Source organism: Streptomyces sp. NPDC054783 (genome assembly GCF_053611725.1).
Window position 1 is genome coordinate 125,260 of the sequence record NZ_JBSHAY010000008.1, and the last position, 14,652, is coordinate 139,911.

General features: G+C 72.4%; 16 protein-coding genes. 7 read left to right on the forward strand and 9 right to left on the reverse strand.

The genetic code is table 11. The annotated features are described in order from the left end of the window. Nucleotides 1-6: 6 nt before the first annotated feature. Together ACWGJ5_RS16805 and ACWGJ5_RS16810 are read right to left on the reverse strand one after the other, a co-directional pair. Nucleotides 7-1,305, reverse strand: coding sequence for a serine-threonine protein kinase (locus ACWGJ5_RS16805; protein WP_453310469.1), 1,299 nt, complete (start codon nt 1,303-1,305; stop codon nt 7-9). Nucleotides 1,306-1,398: 93 nt separating this feature from the next. Beyond that, nucleotides 1,399-2,619, reverse strand: a complete 1,221-nt coding sequence (locus ACWGJ5_RS16810; RefSeq protein ID WP_453310470.1) for an exo-beta-N-acetylmuramidase NamZ family protein — start codon at nt 2,617-2,619, stop codon at nt 1,399-1,401. Between the two features lie 104 nt (nt 2,620-2,723). On the opposite strand from ACWGJ5_RS16810, the gene ACWGJ5_RS16815 reads away from it, so the two are divergent. From ACWGJ5_RS16815 to ACWGJ5_RS16825, 3 genes are read left to right on the forward strand one after another with little or no spacing between them, the layout of a single operon-like run. Next, nucleotides 2,724-3,497, forward strand: coding sequence for an SDR family oxidoreductase (locus ACWGJ5_RS16815; RefSeq protein WP_453310471.1), 774 nt, complete (start codon nt 2,724-2,726; stop codon nt 3,495-3,497). Next, a complete protein-coding gene (locus ACWGJ5_RS16820; RefSeq protein WP_453310472.1) occupies nt 3,494-5,173 on the forward strand; it encodes a class I adenylate-forming enzyme family protein in 1,680 nt (559 codons plus the stop codon). The genes ACWGJ5_RS16815 and ACWGJ5_RS16820 overlap by 4 nt, the downstream gene beginning before the upstream one ends. Before the next feature lie 25 nt (nt 5,174-5,198). Continuing rightward, nucleotides 5,199-5,792 carry a TetR/AcrR family transcriptional regulator gene (locus ACWGJ5_RS16825; protein WP_228618572.1) on the forward strand — a complete coding sequence of 198 codons (594 nt, stop codon included), beginning with the start codon at nt 5,199-5,201 and terminating at the stop codon, nt 5,790-5,792. Between the two features lie 250 nt (nt 5,793-6,042). On the opposite strand, the gene ACWGJ5_RS16830 is transcribed toward ACWGJ5_RS16825, so the two are convergent. From ACWGJ5_RS16830 to ACWGJ5_RS16840, 3 genes are all read right to left on the reverse strand, one after another. Continuing rightward, the gene (locus ACWGJ5_RS16830) at nt 6,043-7,257 is read right to left on the reverse strand and encodes an acyl-CoA dehydrogenase family protein (protein ID WP_453310473.1); all 1,215 of its coding nucleotides are present in this window, start codon (nt 7,255-7,257) and stop codon (nt 6,043-6,045) included. A 6-nt stretch (nt 7,258-7,263) separates the two neighbouring features. Continuing rightward, on the reverse strand, nt 7,264-8,286 hold the full coding sequence (locus ACWGJ5_RS16835) for a phosphotransferase family protein (protein ID WP_453310474.1): 1,023 nt from the start codon (nt 8,284-8,286) through the stop codon (nt 7,264-7,266). A 160-nt stretch (nt 8,287-8,446) separates the two neighbouring features. Next, the gene (locus ACWGJ5_RS16840; protein WP_453310475.1) at nt 8,447-8,746 is read right to left on the reverse strand and encodes a hypothetical protein; all 300 of its coding nucleotides are present in this window, start codon (nt 8,744-8,746) and stop codon (nt 8,447-8,449) included. 56 nt (nt 8,747-8,802) lie between these two features. Here ACWGJ5_RS16840 and ACWGJ5_RS16845 point away from each other — a divergent pair, with 56 nt between their 5' ends. After that, the gene (locus tag ACWGJ5_RS16845; RefSeq protein ID WP_453310476.1) at nt 8,803-9,738 is read left to right on the forward strand and encodes an NADP-dependent oxidoreductase; all 936 of its coding nucleotides are present in this window, start codon (nt 8,803-8,805) and stop codon (nt 9,736-9,738) included. Here the strand turns inward: ACWGJ5_RS16845 and ACWGJ5_RS16850 are convergent. From ACWGJ5_RS16850 to ACWGJ5_RS16865, 4 genes are read right to left on the reverse strand one after another with little or no spacing between them, the layout of a single operon-like run. Continuing rightward, nucleotides 9,735-10,058, reverse strand: a complete 324-nt coding sequence (locus tag ACWGJ5_RS16850; protein WP_453310477.1) for a DUF202 domain-containing protein — start codon at nt 10,056-10,058, stop codon at nt 9,735-9,737. The two genes, ACWGJ5_RS16845 and ACWGJ5_RS16850, sit on opposite strands and share 4 nt — an antisense overlap. Then, the gene (locus tag ACWGJ5_RS16855; protein ID WP_228618583.1) at nt 10,046-10,438 is read right to left on the reverse strand and encodes a YidH family protein; all 393 of its coding nucleotides are present in this window, start codon (nt 10,436-10,438) and stop codon (nt 10,046-10,048) included. The genes ACWGJ5_RS16850 and ACWGJ5_RS16855 overlap by 13 nt, the downstream gene beginning before the upstream one ends. 21 nt (nt 10,439-10,459) lie before the next feature. Continuing rightward, nucleotides 10,460-10,972, reverse strand: coding sequence for an NUDIX hydrolase (locus ACWGJ5_RS16860; protein ID WP_453310478.1), 513 nt, complete (start codon nt 10,970-10,972; stop codon nt 10,460-10,462). Between the two features lie 22 nt (nt 10,973-10,994). Beyond that, complete coding sequence (locus tag ACWGJ5_RS16865; protein ID WP_453310479.1) at nt 10,995-11,891, reverse strand: DMT family transporter; 897 nt, start codon at nt 11,889-11,891, stop codon at nt 10,995-10,997. A gap of 329 nt (nt 11,892-12,220) precedes the next feature. Here ACWGJ5_RS16865 and ACWGJ5_RS16870 point away from each other — a divergent pair, with 329 nt between their 5' ends. The 3 genes from ACWGJ5_RS16870 to ACWGJ5_RS16880 all read left to right on the forward strand — a co-directional run bounded on the left by ACWGJ5_RS16870 (nt 12,221) and on the right by ACWGJ5_RS16880 (nt 14,638). After that, the gene (locus ACWGJ5_RS16870) at nt 12,221-13,198 is read left to right on the forward strand and encodes a hypothetical protein (protein ID WP_453310480.1); all 978 of its coding nucleotides are present in this window, start codon (nt 12,221-12,223) and stop codon (nt 13,196-13,198) included. Nucleotides 13,199-13,299: 101 nt separating this feature from the next. Next, nucleotides 13,300-14,028, forward strand: a complete 729-nt coding sequence (locus ACWGJ5_RS16875; RefSeq protein ID WP_453310481.1) for a molybdopterin-dependent oxidoreductase — start codon at nt 13,300-13,302, stop codon at nt 14,026-14,028. Next, nucleotides 14,012-14,638 carry a cytochrome b/b6 domain-containing protein gene (locus ACWGJ5_RS16880; protein WP_453310482.1) on the forward strand — a complete coding sequence of 209 codons (627 nt, stop codon included), beginning with the start codon at nt 14,012-14,014 and terminating at the stop codon, nt 14,636-14,638. The genes ACWGJ5_RS16875 and ACWGJ5_RS16880 overlap by 17 nt, the downstream gene beginning before the upstream one ends. Nucleotides 14,639-14,652 lie beyond the last annotated feature (14 nt).

Genomic DNA, 14,652 nt, shown 5'->3' on the forward strand with positions numbered 1-14,652 from the left:
GGCGGGTCAGCTGATACGGCCCGCCGCCAGCACCAGCCGTGCCAGTTCGGGGTGCACGATGTCGCTGTGCGCCCCGGCCGGCGGGCCGCCGTGGCAGACGACCGCGGCGGCGTCGACGTTCACGCACCCCGACGCGGGCAGCGGTCCGGAGAGGGCCGCCGCGAGGTCCAGCCGGGCGGTGCCCGGCACCGCCTGCACCCCGTCGTGGCCCATGGCGCCCCACTCCGGCCCCAGCACGGCCGCGATCTCGCTGCCCACGCACGAGCGGTCGTCCCCGGCGAGCCGGGAGGCCAGCGGATAGAACGTGCCGAGTGCCACGTCGAAGTGCGAGTAGCAGCACACCAGCGGGCCGTCGATCCGCCGCTGCCGGTCCTTGAGCGCCCCCGCCCTGTCCGGGTCCTGCGGCAGCCGGTCCGCGAACGCGTAGTGCGAGAAGGCGCCTTGGAGGAGCGTCACGGACTTCACCGTGCCCACCCCGTCGGGCAGCCCGCGCAGCGCGAACGACACCAGCCGCCCGCCGAAGCTGTGCCCCACCAGGTGCACCCGCACCCCGGGCGCCGCCTGCGCCAACTGCCCGATCACCGGCCCGAGCCCGTGCTCGCCGACCGTCCCGGCCCGCCGCTTCATCGTGTAGTACGTCGCCTGCCGCAGCAGCTCCTTCGCGCCCTCCCAGGGGTTCGGGATGCTGAAGCCGGCCGGTGCGCCGGGCGACCGTACGGCGGCCAGCGCCTCGGCGAACTCGTCGCAGGCGGTCGCCGGGTCCTCGGTGAACACCAGCGGCTCGCCCTCCTGGCCCGTGTCGGCCACCCCGGGCCGCTCCCCGTCCACCAGCAGCCGCACCAGCCGCCCGAACTCGGTCAACCGGCCCTCGCCGTCCGGCCGTTCGTCCAGCATCCGGGCCAGCTGGTCGATCACCGGGGCCCGCCCCTGGAACGTCCGAAGCAGCGCACTGCGGGTGCCCTTGTCCAGCGCCGGACCCGGTGCCCCCTGCGCCGCCACGGCCGCCACCGACTTCGGGAAGTCCGGGATCGGCTCGTCGCTGAACCGCATCGACGGCCAGATCACGCCGACGTACCCGATCCGGGCCCGAGGCGCGAGCGCCGGGACCGGTGCGAAGAAGCGCCGGTACAGCGCGGTCGCGCCCGAGCGGTCGTCGTTCCAGCCGTGCGCGAAGACGATCAGGTCACGGACGCCATGTGCCGTGACCTGCGCCATCAGCTGGTCGCGTTCGGGGTCGTCCACGTCCCCGTCCGCGTCGAAGGTCAGCTCCCAGTAGGGAGTCACGCTCATCCCGGGATCCGCCATGCCAGGCCCCCTCGTCCCGCCGGAAACGATGCGTCACGATGTGGTGCGGACGCATCGTCCTGCGCCGGGGCGGGGTTGGCCATACACCGTGCCTCACCTGTACAGGAGATATTCCTTTCGAACCCGCCGGAACGCGGCCAGCTCCTCCTGCCAGGCGCCGGTCACCTCGTCGGTGGCCGCCCCCGCGTCGATCATCGTGCGCACCCGGGTGGAGCCGGTGAGCCTGTCGATCCAGTTGTCCGGCCGCCACGCGAAGCCGGCCCAGACCTTCCGGACGGTCACCAGCAGCGCGATCCCGGTGCGCACGGGGTCGTAGGCGGCCCGGTCCTGCACATGGATCTGCACCCCGCCGACCGTCCTGCCCTGGAACTTGGAGAAGGTGGGCGTGAAGTACGCCTCCCTGAACCGCACGCCGGGCAGCCCGAGTTCGTTCACCGCGGCGGCCCAGCGGCCGTCGACGCCCTCGGCACCGAGCAGTTCGAACGGCCTGGTCGTGCCCCGGCCCTCCGAGACGTTGGTGCCCTCGAACATGCAGGTGCCGGAGTACACGAGAGCCGTGTCCGGGGTCGGCATGTTCGGGCTCGGCGGCACCCAGGGCAGCCCCCAGGAGTCGTAGAACTGCGTGCGCTTCCAGCCCGTCATCAGTACGGTGTCCAGCGCGACCGGACTGCTCAGGAACTCTCCGTTGAACAGCCGCGCCAGCTCCGCGACGGTCATGCCGTGTGCCTGCGCGATCGGCTGCCGGCCGACGAACGTGGCGAACTCCTTGTGCAGGACCGGCCCCAGGGCCTCCCGGCCGGTCACCGGATTGGGCCGGTCGAGGACGACGAACCGCTTGCCCGCGAGCTGCGCGGCCTCCATGCAGTCGTAGAGCGTCCAGATGTAGGTGTAGAAGCGGGCGCCGACATCCTGGATGTCGAAGACGACCGTGTCGACGCCGGCGGTGGTGAAGATGTCGGCGAGCTGCTGTCCGCTCTTGAGGTAGGTGTCATAGACGGGCAGCCCCGTCGCCGGGTCGTCGTACTTGCCCTCGGAGCCGCCCGCCTGAGCGGTGCCCCGGAAGCCGTGCTCGGGACCGAAGACCGCCGTCAGCTGCACACGGGGGTCCCTGTGCATGACGTCGACGATGTGGGCGGTGTCCCTGGTGATGCCGGTCGGATTGGTGACGATGCCGACGCGCCGGCCCTTCAGCAGGGAGTAGCCGTCGGCTGCGAGTCTTTCGAAACCGGTGTGCAGTTCCGCACGGTGGGCGGGCGTGGGCGCAAGGGCGGCCATGGGTGCCGATGCGAGCAGGTTCCGTCGGGACAGATGCATGGCTGGAGGTTGATGCGGTGGCCCTTCCTTCACACATACCGACCGGTTAGTCTGGGGCGATCAGAGCCGACGCGCGCCGCGCGAAGTCGTGTCGAGGGAGACCGATGGTGGAAGCCGTGCAGGATGCGGGAGTGGTCGTCACCGGGGCCGGCGGGGGGATCGGGGCCGCGCTGGCCCGGCGTTTCGCCGCCGAGGGGGCCCGGGTCGTCGTGAACGACCTGGACGTCGAGCGGGCCGAGGCGGTGGCCGAGGAGATCGGCGGGATCGCCGTACCGGGCGACGCCTCCGCGATCGTCGGCGACGCCCGCGACGCGCTCGGCGGCACCGTCGACGTCTACTGCGCCAACGCCGGTGTCGCCTTCGAGGGCGGCGGCGAGGGCGGGCCGCTCGACGAGAGGTCCTGGGCGGTCGCCTGGGACGTCAATGTGATGGCGCACGTCCGCGCCGCCCACGCGCTGCTGCCGTCCTGGCTGGAGCGGGGCGCCGGGCGGTTCGTGTCCACCGTGTCGGCCGCCGGCCTGCTCACCATGATCGGCGCGCCCTCCTACAGCGTCACCAAGCACGGCGCCTACGCCTTCGCCGAGTGGCTGTCGCTGACGTACCGCCACCGGGGCCTGAAGGCGCACGCGATCTGTCCGCAGGGTGTGCGCACGGACATGCTGGCCGCCACCGGCAGCGCCGGGGACCTGGTGCTGCAGCCGACCGCGATCGAACCGGAGGCCGTCGCCGACGCCCTGTTCCGGGGCATCGAGGAGGACCGCTTCCTGATCCTGCCGCACCCCGAGGTGGCCGAGTACTACCAGGCCCGGGCCACCGATCCGGATCGCTGGCTGAGCGGCATGAACCACATCCAGCGCAAGTGGGAGCAGACCCGGTGAGCGCCTCCCGCTACGCGGCACGCCCCTGGCTGGCCCTGCTCGACGACGCCCAGCGCGGCCCCGTCGACCCTGCCGACTCGCTGGTGCACGCCCTGCGGACGGCCGTCGCCGAGGCGCCCGAGCGCACCTTCCTCGCCTACTTCGACGCCCGGCTGAGCTACCGCGAGGTGGACGAACTGAGCGACTCCGTCGCCGCCCACCTCGCCACGCACGGGCTGGAGCGCGGTGACCGGGTGGCGGTGCTGCTGCAGAACTCCCCGCACTTCGTGCTCGCCGTCCTCGGCGCCTGGAAGGCCGGCGCGACCGTCGTCCCGGTCAACCCGATGTACAAGTCGGCCGAGATGGAGCACATCCTGCGGGACGGCGAGGTGGCCGCGCTGATCTGCTCCGACCGGGCCTGGGAGGCGTACCTCAGGCAGACGGCGGCCGGGTCACCGGTGCGGGTCGTGCTCACCGCGAGCGAGCTGGACTTCCAAACCCGCAACGACGCGCGCGTTCTCGGTTTCGAGCGGCTGCCCCAGGCGCCGGACGCCGACGACCTCGTGGCCGTCGCCCGCCAGGGCGGCAAGGCGCCCGAGGACCGCGACCCGCGCCCGGACGACATCGCGCTGATCAGCTACACCTCCGGCACCAGCGGCACCCCCAAGGGCGCCACCAACACGCACGGCAACATCATGCACAACGCCGAACGGCAGCGGACCGGGCTCGCGCTGCCCGAGGCGCCGGTCTACTACGCGCTCGCGCCGCTGTTCCACATCACCGGCATGGTCTGCCAGTTCGGTGCCTGCCTGAACAGCGCCGGCACCCTGGTGCTCGCCTACCGCTTCGAGCCCGGACTCGTCCTGGAGGCCTTCGCCGAGCACCACCCGCACTACACGGTCGGCCCCTCCACCGCCTACATGGCGCTCGCCGCCCACCCGGACGTCACCCGCGAGCACTTCGCCTCCTTCGTGAACATGTCCTCCGGTGGCGCGCCCGTGCCCCCGGCCCTGGTGGAGAGCTTCCGCGAACGCTTCGGGCCGTACATCCGCGTCGGCTACGGCCTCACCGAGTGCACCGCCCCCTGCGCCTCCGTCCCGCCCGGCCTCGAGGCGCCCGTGGACCCCGTCTCCGGGACGCTGTCGGTGGGGCTGCCCGGCGCCGACACGGTCGTCCGGATCGTGGACGAGCAGGGCGAGGAGGTGCCCTTCGGGGAGCAGGGCGAGATCCTCGTACGAGGGCCCCAGGTCGTTCCCGGCTACTGGCGGCGCCCGGACGCCACCGCGGAGTCCTTCCCGGACGGCGAGCTGCGCACCGGCGACATCGGATTCATGGACGAACAGGGATGGCTGTACGTCGTCGACCGCAAGAAGGACATGATCAACGCGTCCGGCTTCAAGGTGTGGCCCCGAGAGGTCGAGGACGTGCTGTACACCCACCCGGCGGTGCGCGAGGCGGCCGTCGTGGGCGTTCCCGACGGCTACCGTGGCGAGACCGTGAAGGCGTACATAAGCCTGCGTCCGGGCGCCGAGGCGGCCCCGGACGAACTCGCGGTGTACTGCAGGGAGAGACTGGCCGCCTACAAATACCCGCGTCAGGTGGAGATCCTGCCCGACCTGCCCAAGACGGCGAGTGGGAAGATCCTCCGGCGGGAACTGCGTTCCCGCGCGCGGGACCTCGCGCAGGACATTCGGTAAGCATCACGGAAGGCAGGTGGCGGCAGTGCCCAGGACGACGGACGGAGACGGGACGCCCGTTCCGCAGCGGCTGCTGGCCGCCGCCACCCGGCTCTTCGCCGAGCAGGGATACGACCGCACCTCCGTGCAGGAGATCGTGGAGGCGGCCGGCGTCACCAAGGGGGCGCTGTACCACTACTTCGGCTCCAAGGACGACCTCCTGCACGAGGTGTACGCGCGCGTGCTGCGCATCCAGCAGGAGCGACTGGACCACTTCGCCGGGATGGACGCGCCGGTGGAGGAGCGGCTCAGAGCCGCGGCGGCTGACGTGGTCGTCACCACGATCGACAACCTCGACGACGCGATGATCTTCTTCCGGTCCATGCACCACCTCAGCCCGGAGAAGAACAAGCAGGTCCGCGCCGAGCGCCGGCGTTACCACGAACGGTTCCGGGCGCTCATCGAGGAGGGCCAGAAGGCGGGCGTGTTCTCCACGGCGACCCCGGCCGACCTGGTGGTGGACTACCACTTCGGCTCGGTCCACCACCTGTCCACCTGGTACCGCCCGGACGGCCCGCTCACCCCGCAGCAGGTCGCCGACCACCTCGCCGACCTGCTGCTGCGGGCACTGCGCCCGTGAAGCGACCGTCCGTGAGATGACGGACGAGGGCCGCGGCCGCCGGATTCCCCGGGGCGGTGATCAGCACCAGCTCCTCGTGCCAGGCGCCCAGCTCCCGTCCGGCGCGTGCGGCGGCCGTGCTGTGCCCGCGGGACAAACCCCCGGGCCCCGGCCCAGAACCCCGCGCGGAGCCTTGTGGACGTGGAGCGCGCCGCATCCGGCACGCTCCACGTCCCCACGTTGTCGCCGGCCCCTTGCCGAACGGGGCGGCTCAGACGTACTTCTTCAGCTCCCGCCGGGCCAGCGAGCGCTGGTGCACCTCGTCCGGGCCGTCGGCCAGCATCAGGGTGCGGGCGCTCGCGTACAGCTCGGCCAGCGGGAAGTCCTGGCTCACCCCGCCCGCGCCGTGCAGCTGGATCGCGCGGTCCAGGATGCCGACCACCGCGCGCGGCGTGGCGATCTTGATGGCCTGGATCTCGGTGTGGGCGCCCTTGTTGCCGACGGTGTCCATCAGCCAGGCCGTCTTCAGCACCAGAAGCCGCAGCTGCTCCACCGTCACCCGGGCGTCGGCGATCCAGTTCTGGACCACACCCTGCTGGGCCAGCGCCTTGCCGAAGGCGGTACGGGAGACGGCCCGCCGGCACATCAGCTCGATGGCCCGCTCGGCCATGCCGATCAGCCGCATGCAGTGGTGGATCCGGCCGGGGCCGAGCCGGGCCTGGGCGATGGCGAAGCCGCCGCCCTCCTCGCCGACGAGGTTGGTGACCGGCACGCGCGCGTGGTCGAAGATCACCTCGGCGTGGCCGCCGTGCGAGTGGTCCTCGTAGCCGAAGACCTGCATGGCGCGCTTGACGGTCACGCCCGGGGTGTCTCGCGGGACCAGGACCATGGACTGCTGGCGGCGGATGTCGGCGCCGTCCGGGTCCGTCTTGCCCATCACGATGAAGATCTTGCAGTCCGGGTTCATCGCGCCGGAGATGTACCACTTGCGGCCGGTGATGACGTACTCGTCGCCGTCCCGCTGGATGTGCGTGGTGATGTTGGTGGCGTCCGAGGAGGCCACCTCGGGCTCGGTCATCGCGAACGCCGAGCGGATCTCACCGGCCAGCAGCGGCTCCAGCCACTGCTTCCTCTGCCGTTCGTCGCCGAACTGCGCCAGCACCTCCATGTTCCCGGTGTCGGGCGCGGCGCAGTTGGTCGCGGTGGGCGCCAGATGCGGGGAGCGGCCGGTGATCTCGGCGAGCGGCGCGTACTGCAGGTTGGTGAGGCCCGCGCCGTACTCGGCGTCGGGCAGGAAGAGGTTCCACAGGCCCTGCCTGCGGGCCTCGGCCTTCAGCTCCTCGACCACGGCCGGGGTGTCCCACGGCGAGGCCAGCGCGGCCCGCTGCTCCTCCGCCACCGCCTCGGCCGGGTGGACGTACTCGTCCATGAAGGCGAGCAGCTTGGCACGCAGTTCCTCGGTGCGCGCGTCGAACGCGAAGTCCATGAGCGGTCAGCCTTCCTGAAGAGTGGTCAGTCCGTGGTCGATGAAGACGGGCACGAGGTCGCCGATCCGGTCGAAGCCGCGCCCGACCGTCTGGCCCAGCGTGTACCGGTAGTGGATGCCCTCCAGGATCACGGCGAGCTTGAACCAGGCGAACGCCGTGTACCAGGAGACGCCGGAGACGTCCCGCCCCGATCGTTCGGCGTAGCGCTCGATCAGCTCCCGCGGGGACGGGTGTCCCGGGGCCTCGGCGGTGGTGGAGACCGGGGAGTCCGCCATGCCCAGCGGCTGGCTGTACATCACGAGCAGCCCCAGGTCGGTGAGCGGGTCGCCGAGGGTGGACATCTCCCAGTCGAGGATCGCCTTGATCTGGTCGTCGTCCCCGATCAGCACGTTGTCGAGCCGGTAGTCGCCGTGTACGACGGCGGGCGCGGGGGAGTGCGGCAGCTCCCGGCCCAGGGACGCGTGCAGTTCGTCGATGCCGGCCAGTTCGCGGTTGCGGGAGGCGTCCAGCTGCTTGCCCCAGCGGCGCAGCTGCCGGTCCAGGAAGCCCTCGGGGCGGCCGAAGTCCTCGAGGCCCACCGCGGCGGGGTCGACCGCGTGGAGTTCGACCAGCGTGTCCACCAGGGACAGCACCGCGTTCCGGGTGCGCTCGGGGCCGAGCGGGGCGAGCTGCTGGGCCGTGCGGTACGGGGTGCCCTCGACGAACTCCATGACGTAGAACGGCGCCCCGAGCACCTCCTCGTCCTCGCACAGCAGCACCGGGCGCGGGACCGGCACCCGGGTCGGGTGCAGGGCGCTGATCACGCGGTGCTCGCGCTTCATGTCGTGCGCGGTGGCCAGGACATGGCCGAGCGGGGGCCGGCGTACGACCCAGCGGGAGGTGCCGTCGGTGAGCGCGTAGGTGAGGTTCGACCGTCCGCCCTCGATCAGCCGGCCGCTGAGGGGGCCGGTCGCCAGACCGGGGCGCTCGCGGTCGAGGTGGGCGCGCAGCCGGTCCAGGTCGAGTCCGGGCGGGTGGTCGGCGCTCATTCATCACTCCTACGAACGGGTGAACAGGTCTCGACTCATGATGCCGACCGGTCGGTATGCCGTCCAGTGGATGTACCCGCCAGGAGGTGAAACGTGACAGGAGCCACGATAGGCCGACGGCTCCCCGGCGCGCTGCCCGGGAAGCCGTCGGCCTATCGTGTCAGTGGTCGTCCCAGTGACCCTCGTGCTCGGCGTGCCGGTGGCCGCCGTGCAGATAGTCGATGTGGTCGCCGTGCGGCACCTGGGCGTGTCCGCACTCTTCGTAGTGCACGTGCTCGTGCCCCTCGTGGACGGTGTGCCCGGTCGGCTCGCACTCGTCCCAGTGACCCTCGTGCTCGCGGTGCAGATGCCCGTCGTGCGCGTAGTCCAGGTGGTCGCCGTGCGACACGGCGCTGTGCCCGCAGCCCGGGCCGTGGCAGTGCGTGCCGTGTTCGGTGTGTTCCTGGTGCAGGGTGGTCATGGTGCTCACCTTCGTACCGCTTGCGTGAGGTTCGAGTACCCCGGAGGGTCGAGGGCATGAAGGGCATCAGCTACCGCCGCTACGGCGGACCCGAGGTGCTGGAGTTCGGCGAGGTGCGCGACCCCAAGGTCGGCCCCGACCAGGTCCTGGTCGAGGTCCGTGCCGCGGCCGTCAACCCGGTCGACTGGAAGTGCCGCGAGGGTCACCTCGACGCGGTCCTGGACGCCGTCTTCCCGGTGATCCCCGGCTGGGACGTCAGCGGGGTGGTCGTCCGGCCCGGCGCCTCGGTCACGGAGTTCGCCGCAGGCGACGAGGTCATCGGCTACTGCCGCGAGGACTTCCTCTCCCGCGGCACCTTCGCCGAGTACGTCGCCGCGCCCGTGCGCACCCTGGCCCGCAAGCCGCGCAACCTCTCCTTCGAGGAGGCCGCCGGCCTTCCGCTCGCCGGGCTCACCGCCTATCAGGTGCTCGTGAAGGTGCTGCAGGTGGGGCGCGGCGAGACCGTGCTGGTGCACGCGGCGGCCGGCGGGGTCGGCTCCCTCGCCGTCCAGATCGCCTCCCACCTCGGCGCCCGGGTCATCGGTACGGCGAGCGAGCGCAACCACGACTATGTGCGGGGCCTCGGCGGCGAGCCGGTGACCTACGGCGAGGGCCTCGCCGGACGGGTGCGCGCGCTCGCCCCCGAGGGCGTGGACGCGGTCTTCGACACCGTCGGCGGCGACACCCTGAAGACCTCGGTCAACCTGCTCGTCCCGGAAGGCCGGCTGGCGTCGATCGCCGACCCCGAGGTGGTGAGCCACGGCGGCCGCTACTTCTTCGTCCGCCCGGACGCCGAGGACCTGGGCGCGCTCTCCCGGCTGGCCGAAGAGGGCGTTGTCTCGGTGCACGTCCAGGAGGCGTTCCCGCTGGAGCGGGCGGTGGATGCGCACCGGCTGAACCAGGAGGGCCGCACTCGCGGCAAGATCGTGGTCGTCGTGGGCCGGGACGGCTAGACGACCAGCGCGGCCGCGCACACCGCCAGCGCCACCGCGCACAGCGCCGCCGCCGTCGCGTGCCGGGGAGCGAGCGCCGAAGGGCGGGGCCCGGTCGCGAGGGCCCGGATCCGGCGGTGGGCCACGGCCAGAAAGCCCAGAAAGAGCACACAGCACAGGGCGCAGACGGTCACTCCGGTGGCCGAGACGCCGCCGTGCAGGGCGGTCTTGACGGCAAGTACGGCGGCCACGGTGGCCGACAGGGTCGTACGGCGCCAGGCCAGCCGGGTCCGCTCCGGCTGCAGCCCCGGGTCGCGCCCGGCCGTGCTCACCCCGCCCATCCGGCGAGCACCACCACGACCATCGCCACCGCCACCACCGCGACGACCAGGCTCAGCAGCGCCGGGAACCGGGACGCGGGCAGGTCCTCACCGCGCCGGATCGCCCGCTCACAGCGCACCCAGTGGTTCACCGCGCGCAGGGAGCACAGCACCCCGGCGCCGAGCAGCGCGAGCGCGAGCCCGACCCGCCAGGCCCAGCGCAGGTCCGGCAGGAACTGGTCCACCGCGAATCCGCCGCCGATCAGCGCGAGCGCCGTGCGCAGCCAGGCGAGAAAGGTGCGCTCGTTGGCCAGCGAGAACCGGTAGTCGGGCGTGTCGCCCTCGTCCCGCACCTGTTCCGGTGCGAACCACAGCCGGATGTTCTGTACGAATTCGCTCACGCGGCCGACCCTACCGGTCGGTCACCGGCCCGCCCGGAACGCCTGCAGCCTCTCGTAGGCCGCCAGCCCGTCCGGCACCCACTCCCAGTCGCCGAGCCGCCGCTCGACCTCCTCCTCGGGCAGGAAGTCGTGCCACTGGACCTCCTCCGCCTGCGGTCGCACGGGCAGCTCGCAGCGCACCTCGTACACCGCCGACCACCAGCTGTTCGCCCCGTCGTCGTACAGGAACTTGAAGAGGTACGTCGGCCGGGGCAGCCCCGTCACGCCCAGTTCCTCCTCGGCCTCCCGCAGCGCGGCCTCGTCGTAGGACTCGCCCGCTCCGACGACGCCGCCGACGAACATGTCGTACAGGGCCGGGAAGACCAGCTTGGTCGCGGTGCGCCGGTGGACGAAGAGCCTGCCGGCCGCGTCCCTGGCCTGGACGAACACGCACCGGTGGCGCAGTTTGCGGGCGTACGCCTCGCCGCGCGGGTACTGGGCGATCACCCGGTCGTGCTCGTCGACGATGTCGAGGATCTCGTCAGCGGGGTTCATGCGAGCCATCCAAGCAGAAGGCTCAGCGCCGCTGGAGGTCCTGGGCCGACGACTCCGTCTCCGTCGCGCCGCACGGCATCGCCGGGTGCAGCCCCAGCAGCACGATGCCCGTGACCACTGCCGCGAGCCCGGCGGCCTCCCAGGCCAGCGCCCCGGTGTCGGTGCGCAGCCGGTCACCGAGGAAGCCGACCCCGCAAAGGATCCCGGCGAGCGGCTCGGCCGCGGTGAGCGCCGGCAGCGACATGCGCAGCGGGGCCGTCTCGAAGGCGCTCTGCACCAGGACCAGACCGGTGACCCCGCAGGCCAGCACGCCGTACGGCTGCCAGCCGGTGAACAGCTCGGTGAAGCCGCCCTCGGAGAAGCGGGTGCCGCTCACCCGGGTCAGCGCGTCCTGCACCCCGTACAGCAGCCCGGCGGCGGTGGCCAGCAGCACCGGGCCCCAGCTGAGCCGGGAGCGCTTGCCGTACGTGGTGAGCACCAGGGCCGCGCCGACCATCGCGCCGATGATCAGCCAGTGCCGCAGCGGATCGGAGATGGCGCTGCCGGCCCGCGGCTCGCCCGCCATGATGAACGCGCTCACCCCGCCCGCGAGCAGCAGCAGCCCGGCCCAGCCCTGGCGGCCGAGGGGCTGTCTGGTCTGGTGCCGGGACAGGGCGAGCGCGAACAGCAGATTGGTCGCGAGCAGTGGTTCGACCAGGGAGACCTCCCCCTTGCCGAGGGCGATCGCGCCGAGCACCATGCCGGCCACCATCAGGCCGAGCCCGCCCAGCCAGCGTGGCACCCGCATCAGGTCGAGCAGCAGCCGGAAGGACAGGAAGTCGCTCAGCGGTGCCTTCTGCGCCGCGTTCTGCTGGAGCACGAAACCGAAGCCCAGACAGCAGGCCGCACTCACGGCGAGAAGGAGAACCAGAACGGACACGCTGCGTACCTCGATCATCCGGCCGGACCACGGGTGCGTAGTGGCCGACTGTAGCGCCCCCGGGACGGCATCGACCCGGAAGCGCGGGGAACAGGGCGGTTGACTCGCCATGCTCCGGTGCCGGCCGGCGTGACGCCATGGCGTACGCCACAGCGGACCGTCTGGTACCCCCGCAGGGTCCGGCCCACCTGCGCGGAGTACCCCAAGTTCCCTGTGCTTCACGCTAGTTGAAGTCAGTAACAGCCCGGTTCCGCTTGACGCAAACCTTGGCTGGGGGTTTGCTGTGAGTGATCGGTCGATGGCAGCCCGAGAAAACAGGAAGTCCCGCGGTGCCCCCTTCCCCACCCCTGCTCGGCGCTCGCCGGGTCCTCACGGACCAGTCCGGCGACACCGCCCCGGACGAATCCGGCGCCTTCGACGACGCCTTCGACGACGTCGAACTGCGCACCGCACGCGCCGCGTTCACCCAGGGCCGGCGGCAGGCCGCCCGCTCCCTGCTCCGGCACACCGGCGACGACTGGGACCGCCGCGGCCACCGCCTCACCGTGCTCGCCGGGGAGCCGTACGCCGTGGCCTGGGCCCGCGACTGGCGGCACGCCGAACCCGGCTCCGCCGACGCCGCCGCGCTGTACGCCCTCGCCCTGGTCCGGCGTGCCCTGCGCGACAAGGAGGACCCCGGCCGGGCCCGCGAGGCCTGCGCCACCGCCGCCGCGCTCGCCCCCGACGACCCCACCCCCTGGCTGGGCTCACTCCTGCTGGCCCGCGCCCTCGGCCCGGAGCGCGAGGTGTTCGCCGCCTTCGCCGAGCTGCGCCGCCGCCACCCCGAGCACCACCACGCCCACCACCTGCTCCTCGCCCGCCTGGCCGAACGGCCCGCCGGCGGCCGGGCGGCCGAGGACCACGAGGCGTACGACCTCGCCGAACTGGCCGCCGCCGAGGCCCCCGCCGACTCCCCGCTCGCCGTCCTGCCGGTCGTCGCCTACGCCGAGCGCTACCGCGTCCTCGCCGCCACCGGTCTCGCCCCCGCCGACCCCGCCGCCTCCGGCCACTGGTCCGGCCCCCGGGCCCGCCGCATCCTGCGCTCCTGCTTCGACTGGTGGCTGGAGTGGGAGCACGACGAACACCCCCGCCGCCACATCGACCTCAACCACCTCGCCTTCGCCCTGTCCTGCGCCGGCCGCCCGGCCGAGGCGGCGGCCCTCTTCCGGCGCATCGGCCGGCACGCCACCCGGGCACCCTGGTCCTACGCCCACCGCGACGCCCGCACGGCCTTCCGGACCGCCCGCGCCCACGCGCTCGGGCACTGAACGGCACGCCTGTCCGGGACGTACGCAAGAAGTGATTACAGAACTCTGACCACTGACCGGATCCTCTGGCCCCCCGGGGCCCCGAGTGCTCGAATGAACGCGTGAACTCCGAACGATCCGAGGAGCGGGACGGCACCCCCGTCGGCCGCCGCGTCTTCCTCGGCACCCTCGGCCTGGGCGCGCTCGGCCTCGTCGCCGCGCCCACGCTGCAACGCGGCCTGGAGGGCGTCCTCGGCGCCGTCGCCGGAAAGGACCCCACGGGCCTGACCGGCCTGCTGCCCAACGGCGGGGGATTCCGCTACTACTCCGTCGCCGCGTCGGTGCCGCACCTGAACGCCACCGACTACCACCTGAAGATCGGCGGCCTGGTCGACCGCCCGCACACCTACACCCTGGCCGATCTGCGCGCCCTGCCGCAGACCCGGCTGGTCAAGGACGTCCAGTGCGTCACCGGCTGGCGGGTCCCCGGCACCCCCTTCGAGGGCGTACGCCTCTCCGACCTGCTGGACGCGGCCGGCGTCCGTCCCGGTGCGAAGGCGATCCACTTCACCTGCTTCGACGGCACCTACACCGAGAGCCTCACCCTCGACCAGGCCCGCCGCCCGGACGTCCTGGTCGCCCTGCGCATGCAGGACAAGGAGATCTCCCACGACCACGGCGGCCCGGTCCGCCTCTATGTCGCCCCCATGTACTTCTACAAGTCGGCCAAGTGGCTCTCCGGCATCACGGTCACCGACCAGGTCGAGCCCGGTTACTGGGAGCGCCTCGGTTACGACGTCGACGCCTGGGTCGGCCGGTCGAACGGACGCACCGATGAGCCTACGAGCTGACGCCCCGGCCCCGCCCGGCGCCCGTGTCCGCCGCTTCAGCCGGGCCGAACGCTGGGTCCACCGCACGACGGCCGCGCTGATGGGGATCTGCGTGGTCACGGCCGCCATCCTCTACATCCCCCAGCTGGCGGTCATGGTCGGCCGCCGCGAACTGGTCGTCCGCGTCCACGAGTGCGCCGGGATCACCCTCCCCGTCCCGGTCCTGCTGGGCCTGGCCTCCCGCGCCTTCCGCACCGACCTGCGCTTCCTCAACCGCTTCGGCCCGCACGACAAGGTCTGGCTGCACGCCGCGCTGGTCCGCGACAAGCGTCGCGGCTCCCGTCCGGCGGGCAAGTTCAACGCCGGCCAGAAGGTCTATGCCGCCTGGATCGCCGGGGCCACCCTGGTCATGCTCGGCACCGGCCTGCTGATGTGGTTCACCCACCTGGCCCCGCTGGTGTGGCGCACCTCGGCGACCTTCGTCCACGACTGGCTCGCCCTGACCATCGGCGTGGTCCTGGCCGGCCACATCGGCATGGCCCTGGGCGACCCGGAGGCGAGACGGGGGCTGCGTACGGGGACGGTGAGCAGGGAGTGGGCGAAGCGGGAACACCCGCTGTGGCGCCCCTAGTTCCCGAACTCCGG

Bases quoted from the DNA above. Each gene is read 5' to 3' on its own strand.
- ACWGJ5_RS16805 (WP_453310469.1), bottom strand. From the start codon at position 1,305: ATGGCGGATCCCGGGATGAGCGTGACTCCCTACTGGGAGCTGACCTTC.
- ACWGJ5_RS16810 (WP_453310470.1), bottom strand. From the start codon at position 2,619: ATGCATCTGTCCCGACGGAACCTGCTCGCATCGGCACCCATGGCCGCC.
- ACWGJ5_RS16815 (WP_453310471.1), top strand. From the start codon at position 2,724: ATGGTGGAAGCCGTGCAGGATGCGGGAGTGGTCGTCACCGGGGCCGGC.
- ACWGJ5_RS16830 (WP_453310473.1), bottom strand. From the start codon at position 7,257: ATGGACTTCGCGTTCGACGCGCGCACCGAGGAACTGCGTGCCAAGCTG.
- ACWGJ5_RS16835 (WP_453310474.1), bottom strand. From the start codon at position 8,286: ATGAGCGCCGACCACCCGCCCGGACTCGACCTGGACCGGCTGCGCGCC.
- ACWGJ5_RS16840 (WP_453310475.1), bottom strand. From the start codon at position 8,746: ATGACCACCCTGCACCAGGAACACACCGAACACGGCACGCACTGCCAC.
- ACWGJ5_RS16845 (WP_453310476.1), top strand. From the start codon at position 8,803: ATGAAGGGCATCAGCTACCGCCGCTACGGCGGACCCGAGGTGCTGGAG.
- ACWGJ5_RS16850 (WP_453310477.1), bottom strand. From the start codon at position 10,058: ATGGGCGGGGTGAGCACGGCCGGGCGCGACCCGGGGCTGCAGCCGGAG.
- ACWGJ5_RS16860 (WP_453310478.1), bottom strand. From the start codon at position 10,972: ATGAACCCCGCTGACGAGATCCTCGACATCGTCGACGAGCACGACCGG.
- ACWGJ5_RS16880 (WP_453310482.1), top strand. From the start codon at position 14,012: ATGAGCCTACGAGCTGACGCCCCGGCCCCGCCCGGCGCCCGTGTCCGC.